General features: G+C 66.5%; 6 protein-coding genes. 4 read left to right on the plus strand and 2 right to left on the minus strand.

Annotated features, from left to right (window positions below; all coding sequences use genetic code 11):
- Positions 1-186: 186 nt before the first annotated feature.
- Complete coding sequence (locus KAY22_RS25440; RefSeq protein WP_296625895.1) at positions 187-1,107, minus strand: LysR family transcriptional regulator; 921 nt, start codon at positions 1,105-1,107, stop codon at positions 187-189.
- Positions 1,108-1,223: 116 nt separating this feature from the next.
- On the opposite strand from KAY22_RS25440, the gene KAY22_RS25445 reads away from it, so the two are divergent.
- From KAY22_RS25445 to KAY22_RS25460, 4 genes are all read left to right on the plus strand, one after another.
- Complete coding sequence (locus KAY22_RS25445; RefSeq protein ID WP_296625896.1) at positions 1,224-1,919, plus strand: pirin family protein; 696 nt, start codon at positions 1,224-1,226, stop codon at positions 1,917-1,919.
- A 101-nt stretch (positions 1,920-2,020) separates the two neighbouring features.
- Positions 2,021-2,626 (plus strand): NAD(P)H:quinone oxidoreductase, encoded by a 606-nt coding sequence (gene wrbA / locus KAY22_RS25450; protein ID WP_296625897.1) that lies wholly within the window; start codon positions 2,021-2,023, stop codon positions 2,624-2,626.
- 31 nt (positions 2,627-2,657) lie between these two features.
- Positions 2,658-2,984 (plus strand): hypothetical protein, encoded by a 327-nt coding sequence (locus KAY22_RS25455; protein WP_296625898.1) that lies wholly within the window; start codon positions 2,658-2,660, stop codon positions 2,982-2,984.
- A gap of 115 nt (positions 2,985-3,099) precedes the next feature.
- Positions 3,100-3,633: a DUF1993 family protein gene (locus KAY22_RS25460; RefSeq protein WP_296625899.1), complete on the plus strand. Its 534-nt coding sequence runs from the start codon at positions 3,100-3,102 to the stop codon at positions 3,631-3,633.
- Between the two features lie 103 nt (positions 3,634-3,736).
- Here KAY22_RS25460 and KAY22_RS25465 read toward each other — a convergent pair.
- The coding region (locus KAY22_RS25465; protein ID WP_296625900.1) for a DUF188 domain-containing protein at positions 3,737-4,122 on the minus strand (386 nt) is incomplete at its 5' end.

Consider the following 4,122-nt stretch of genomic DNA (forward strand, 5'->3'; position numbering starts at 1 on the left):
CCCACGCCGCGCTCGAGCAGGGCGCCATCGAAATAGGGGCTGTTGGGGTTGATCGAGAGACGGTCGGGCATGGTGTCGGTCATGGGCATGTCCATAGCTTGATGCGGAACGCGATATGCAGGTCGCCGCCTTAGCCCTGCCGACCGGTCATCTCAACGTCTCTTCGCGGCGATGGGCTTTCAGCCGTCAGGGGCTCACCGCCCAGGGCGGCTTGAGGAAAGCGGCGGCGAGGAAGTCGATCAGCGCCTTCACGCGTGCCGGGCGGAGCGCGGTAGGCGGTGTCACGAGGTGCAGCGCCGCATCCTGCCCGGTCGACCAGTCGTGCAGGACCTCCACGAGTCTCCCGTCTTCCAGTTCGCGCCAGACGAGGAAGTCGGGCGCGCGGGCGATGCCCATCCCAGCGATCAATGCGTCGATCAGAACGTCGCCATTATTCGCTCGCACCGGGCCCTTCACCTCGACGACGACGTCGCCTTCCACCGGATGGCGGCAATGCCAGCGCCCCGGATTGCGGACATGGGTGTAGCTGAACACCGGAAAGCGCACGAGATCGCGCGGATGTTCGGGGCGTCCCAGCCGTTCGAGCAGCGATGGTGCTGCGACGACGGGCAGGCGCACGGGGAAGAGACGCCGCGCCTTGAGCGCCGAATCCTCCAGCTGTCCGATCCGCAGCGCGATGTCGAAGCCCTGTTCGATCAGGTCGATCCGCTCGTCCGACAGATGCAGGTCGATCACGACCTCGGGATAGGCCTGGTGGAACAGCGGCAGGATCGGGCCGAGATGGGCGAGCCCGAACGACATGGGGGCCGCCAGCCGCACGAGACCGCGGGGCACTGCTCCGCGCTCGGAGATCGCCTCCTCGATCGCTTCGCCCTCGGCCAGCAGCAGCGACGCACGCTCCTGTGCCAGCTGTCCGCTTTCGGTCAGCGACAATTTGCGCGAGCTGCGGTGGAAGAGCGGTGCCGCCAGCCGCTGTTCGAGCCGCGACACCGCTTTTGAAATGGTCGCTTTGGACAGCCGCAGTTCATCGGCCGCCGCCGAAAAACTGCCCAGTTCGGCCACCTTGGCGAAGATGGCCCAGGCCTCGAAATCGGGAAGACGGGCCATCGTGCTGCGTCCAAAATTGGAAACGATAGGTTTCGATCATCTCCATTTAATCGCCGATGTGCAAGCCTAGATTGGGTTGCAACAGGCCGCCCCGGCGGCAGACGGGAGCAAGACCCATGATTGAAGTACGACCCTTTTCCACGCTTGGCGGCGCCAACCATGGCTGGCTCGACGCGAAGCATCATTTCTCCTTCGCCGATTATCATGATCCGAGCCGGGTCCACTGGGGCGCGCTGCGCGTGTGGAACGACGATCGCATCGCGCCGCACACGGGCTTCGCGCCGCATCCGCACAACGACATGGAGATCATCACCTATGTCCGAACCGGTGCGATCTCGCACCGCGACAGTCTGGGCAATGCCGGTCGCACCGAGGCGGGCGACGTCCAGGTGATGTCGGCGGGCACCGGCATCGTTCATTCGGAGCGCAATGAGGAGGATGTCGAGACGACGCTGTTCCAGATCTGGATCATTCCGGATCGGCGCGGCGAGACGCCCGGCTGGGGCGCGCGTCCCTTCCCCCGGGGCGAGCGCGCAGGTCGCTTCGTGACGCTGGCCAGCGGCCATGCCGAGGACGGCGACGCCCTGCCGATCCGCGCCGATGCGCGGGTGCTGGGCGCCACCCTCAAGGCCGGTGAGACGGCCACGCACAGGCTCGGCGACCGCAAGGCCTATCTGGTCGCGACCGCCGGCCGGATCGAGGTCAACGGCGTGGCGGCCGAACCGCGCGACGGCGTCGCCATCGCCGAAGTCGAGTCGATCGAGGTCCGCGCGCTCGACGATGCGGAGATCGTCCTCGTCGACGTCGCCTGATCCTTCCCCCCGCCGCCGCGCCATCCCCCCTTCAGGGCGCGGCGGCACCCCTTTCAAGGCAGATCGCTGCCGAGTCCGTCCAACTTTCCAGGAGCAAGACCATGTCCAAGCCCAAGATCCTCGTCCTCTATTATTCGAGCTACGGCCATATCGAGACCATGGCGGAAGCCGTCGCCGAAGGCGCGCGCTCGGCAGGCGCCGACGTCGACGTGAAGCGCGTGCCTGAGACGGTGCCGCTCGAAATCGCGCAAGGCGCGCATTTCAAGCTCGACCAGAAGGCGCCGGTTGCGACCGTGGCGGAACTCGAAAATTACGATGCCATCATCCTTGGCACCGGCACCCGCTTCGGCCGCATGTCGAGCCAGATGGCGGCCTTTCTCGACGGCGCGGGCGGCCTGTGGGCGCGGGGCGCGCTCAACGGCAAGGTCGGTTCGGCCTTCGTTTCGACCGCCAGCCAGCATGGCGGGCAGGAAACGACGCTCTTCTCGCTCATCACCAACCTGCTCCACTTCGGCATGACGATCGTCGGTCTACCCTATTCCTTCCAGGGGCAGCTGGGCGTGGATGAGGTGAAGGGCGGCTCGCCTTATGGCGCGACCACGATCGCCGATGGTGACGGTTCGCGCCAGCCGAGCGGGGTCGAGCTCGACGGAGCACGATTCCAGGGCCGCCATGTGGCGGAGATCACAGCCAAGCTGATCGGCTGAACGTAAACAAGCGTTACATAAGGAGGAGACCATGACGACGACCGCCCGCATCACCGAAGGGACCGAGACGGATTTTCCGCCGCTGTCTTCACTCGAGTGGAAGGTCGTCAGCCTGGCCATGCGTGAGGCCGTCGGAGTCGAAGGCGACACCGGTGGCAGCGGCTGGCTGGGGCGGTTCTTCCGCAAGGCTTCGGGCCTGCGTCCGACGCTTCCTCTGGCCGATCCCCGGCTTGAGGCGCTGCGCCGCTTCACCTGCCGGGTCCGCGACCATGGCGACGCGTCGGACCTGGGGCCGCAATTGCTCGAACTGGGGTTCCACCCCGGCCAGATCCGCGCGGTGACGATGCTCGCCCGCTAGTTTCAGCTGCCACGGGCATCAGCCCCCCGCCCATGGCACCGCGCCGCCCGTTTCCCGCTCGCGGGGAGCGGGCGGTTTGCTATGATGTTGGCGAACGCCATTTCAGGGGAAGCCTGTGACTGCCACCACGCTCTATTCGGCCTCGATCCCGGTGATCCGCCGTGCCCTCGCGAACCTGTCGACCGTGCTCGACAAGGGCGCTGAATATTTCGCCGACAAGGGTGTGGCCGAAGCCGAATGGCTCAATGCGCGGCTGGCCGAAGACATGCACCCCCTTCTCCGCCAGATTCAGATCGCCAGCGACGGTGCCAAGGGCGCGGCCGCACGGCTGTCCGACCAGACGCCGCCGAGCTTTCCCGACGATGAGACGAGCGTCGCCGATTTGCAGGCGCGGATCGCTAGGACGATCGCCTATCTCGACAGCGTCCCCGCCAGCGCGATCGACGGGCGCGAGGATGCACATATCCTGCTGGAGATCGGTGATTTCGCTATTCACTTCACCGGCGCGACCTATGTTCGCGACTTCGTGGTGCCGAACGTGCTGTTCCACACGACGACGACTTACGCGATCCTGCGCAATCTCGGCGTGCCGCTCGGAAAGCGCGATTTCCTCGGCGACATGGACATCCGCCCGCGCGTGACGTCGTGACCGCCGCCGGAAGGCGGCGCTCCGGCAGGCCAAGGGCTGTGCGGGGCCCCGGATCGGCCTGACCCGATATTTCGGCGGTTCGGGCTTGTGCCGGGCATCGGGATTATCCCGGATAGTGGCGTTTGAGTTTCACCAGCGCGGCGTCGAGCGCCGACAGGAAGCGTGAGCGGTCGGCCTTCGAGAAGGGGGCCGGGCCGCCGATCCCCGTGTCGGTCATCCCGGCGCGCAGGTCGGCCATGATCGCACGCGTGGCGACTGCCGAACCGATCGAGTTGGCCGTGAACGGCTTGCCGCTGGGCGAGATCGCGGTGGCGCCGGCCTTCAGGCAGCGGTCTGCCAGCAATATGTCGGCGGTGATGACCACCGTTGCCGGCCCGCTCGCCTCGGCGATCCAGTCGTCGGCAGCATCGAAGCCCGCCCCCACCACGACCTTGTCGATCAGCGGGTGCGGGGGAATGCGCAAATGGGCGTTGCTGACCAGTGTAACCG

It is taken from the genome of Rhizorhabdus sp. (assembly GCF_018006725.1).
Taxonomy (GTDB): Bacteria; Pseudomonadota; Alphaproteobacteria; order Sphingomonadales; family Sphingomonadaceae; genus Rhizorhabdus.

Coding starts and splice junctions, on each gene's coding strand:
- KAY22_RS25455 (WP_296625898.1), top strand. CDS start 2,658: ATGACGACGACCGCCCGCATCACCGAAGGGACCGAGACGGATTTTCCG.
- wrbA (WP_296625897.1), top strand. CDS start 2,021: ATGTCCAAGCCCAAGATCCTCGTCCTCTATTATTCGAGCTACGGCCAT.
- KAY22_RS25440 (WP_296625895.1), bottom strand. CDS start 1,107: ATGGCCCGTCTTCCCGATTTCGAGGCCTGGGCCATCTTCGCCAAGGTG.
- KAY22_RS25445 (WP_296625896.1), top strand. CDS start 1,224: ATGATTGAAGTACGACCCTTTTCCACGCTTGGCGGCGCCAACCATGGC.